Genomic DNA, 2,442 nt, shown 5'->3' with positions numbered 1-2,442 from the left:
GTGTTAATGGCGGGCTCGGGCTCGGTGATGTGCGGGTATCTCATGGAGAGCTCGCGTGGGTCGGTGACGACACCCGAGAGCGCCGACGCTGCCGCCGTCTCCGGGCTGACCAGACACACTCGATCGTCCCGCGTGCCCGAGCGCCCGGGAAAGTTCCGGGGAACGGTACGCAGGCTCAACTTTCCGCTCGCCGGAGCCTGTCCCATTCCGATGCAACCATTGCATCCCGACTGATGAAGTCGTGCGCCCGCTCGAATCAAGCTCGCGAGGTGGCTATCCCGGGTCAGATTCTCGAGAATTTGACGCGACGTCGGGCTGATGTCGAAGGAAACGCGCGGGTGGATTTGTTTGCCTTCCACGATGCGCGCCGCGACGGCGAAATCGCGATAGCCGGGGTTCGCCGACGAGCCGACATAGGATTGGTAGATAGGCTCTCCGGCGATCTCGCGGACCGGATGCACGTTGTCGGGGCTCGACGGCATGGCGATGAGGGGCTCGAGCTCAGATAGGTCGATTTCTTCGTCGACGTCGAAATGGGCGCCTTCGTCGGCGACTAGGTCGCGGAAATCCGAAGACCGATCTTGGGATTCGAGAAAACGCCGAGTCTCGGCGTCAGCGGGAAACACCGTCGCGGTCGCCCCGAGCTCCGCTCCCATGTTGGCAATCACGTGCCGGTCCATCGCCGAGAGCCCCGAGAGTCCAGGACCGTAGTATTCCACGATGCGTCCGAGCCCCCCCCGCACCGAATGACGGCGCAACATCTCGAGGATCACGTCTTTTGCGCTCACCCAGTCGGGGAGTCGTCCTCTCAGCCGTACGCCCCAGACCTTCGGCATCTTCACGTAGAACGGGAATCCAGCGATGGCCATGGCGACTTCGAGACCACCAGCGCCGATGGCGAGCATGCCCAGAGCTCCAGCAGCGCACGTGTGGCTGTCGGAGCCGAGAAGGGTCTTGCCCGGTTTCCCGAATCGCTCCATGTGGACCGGATGGGAAACGCCGTTTCCCGGCGGGCTGTACCACAGGCCGAATCTCTGGCAGGCGCTCTGGAGGAAGAGGTGATCGTCGGGATTCTTGTGATCTGCCTGCACGAGATTGTGGTCGACGTATTGACAGGAAAGCTCGGTGCGTGCACGATCGAGCCCCATCGCCTCGAGCTCGAGCATGACGAGAGTTCCGGTCGCATCCTGGGTGAGCGTCTGGTCGATGCCGAGCGCGATCTCTTCTCCGGCCTTCATGCTGCCTGCGACGAGGTGAGATGCGATCAGCTTTTGGGTTACGTTTTGGGCCAAGAGATATCCACTTTCTCTTACGTGTACCACCGCGAGACGCGACGCCCGAATCGGGTGAACACCCCAAGCCGGTCCTCTTGGCGCTCCAAGCGACCCATAGAAGCGGTCAGGGGGCCTCCAGTGTTTCTCGTATCGACTCGGCGCTCGGGAGTCGGTTAACTCTTGGCAAGCAAGGAGGTAACTTGAGCAAATCCATGTGCCGCAGCCCCGAGTGCGGCTGCGAAATCGAAAAAGGGCAAACATTCTGCAGCCCTTACTGCGAGAGCGACGTTGGCAAGAGCCTTCCGTCGCAGCCGTGCCAATGCGGGCACGATGCCTGCCGCAGCGCGGCCTCGAAAGAAAGCAACGGAAGACGCGGGACCGAGCAGGAGCCCGTGGTCGTGGTCACGGGTGTTTCCGGTCTCATCGGAACCGCTCTGGTCGAGGATCTATCCCGTGACTATCGAATGGTTGGCTTGGACATCAAGAAGCCCCAGGAGGAGTCGGCCGAAGGCCTGGATTTCATCGAATGCGATCTCACGTCGGACAGCTCGACGTCCCAAGCCTTCGACGAGCTGAGGAAGCGTCACGGCACGCACCTTGCGAGCGTGATCCACCTCGCTGCCTACTACGATTTTGCCGGGGAGCCGAGTCCCTTGTACCAGAAGCTCACCGTGAACGGAACCTCCCGCGTGCTGCGCTATCTGCAATCCTTCGAAGTCGAGCAGTTCGTGTTCTCGAGCAGTCTTCTGGTGATGAAACCGGTGGAATCGGGACAAGAGATTACCGAGCTGTCTCCAACGGAAGCCCTGTGGGACTATCCGCAGTCGAAACGGGAGGCGGAACGGGTCATTCTCGCCGAGCGGGGAGCGATCCCGACGGTCATTCTGAGAATCGCCGGAGTCTACGACGAGGGTTGCCACTCCATTCCGATCGCCAACCAGATCCAGCGTATCTACGAAAAGCAAGTGGAAAGCCATTTCTTTCCCGGGGACAGGAGTCACGGGCAGCCCTTCGTACACCGCGAGGACTTGGTTCGTTGCTTCCGCAGAACGGTAGAACGGCGCGACCGGCTCTCGGACGCGGAGGTCTTTCTGATAGGCGAGCCTGAAGTCGTCAGCTACGGCGAGCTGCAGGACGAGCTCGGAGAGATGCTGCACGGCAAGCGGTG

Annotated in this window: 2 protein-coding genes; one reads left to right on the top strand and one right to left on the bottom strand. The window is 61.4% G+C overall.

All coding sequences use genetic code 11. The features are described 5' to 3' along the window. Positions 1-1,292, bottom strand: a 1,292-nt coding sequence (locus VEK15_14610; protein ID HXV61926.1) for an aconitate hydratase, incomplete at its 3' end; no start/stop codon positions are given. A 182-nt stretch (positions 1,293-1,474) separates the two neighbouring features. Between VEK15_14610 and VEK15_14605 the strand changes: the two genes are divergently transcribed. Beyond that, on the top strand, positions 1,475-2,442 hold a 968-nt coding region (locus VEK15_14605; GenBank protein ID HXV61925.1), incomplete at its 3' end, for an NAD(P)-dependent oxidoreductase.

Source organism: Vicinamibacteria bacterium, assembly GCA_035620555.1.
Classification (GTDB): Bacteria; Acidobacteriota; Vicinamibacteria; order Marinacidobacterales; family SMYC01; genus DASPGQ01.
The sequence above is the reverse complement of the archived record's forward strand: the minus strand, read 5'-3'. Positions and strand labels throughout refer to the sequence as shown.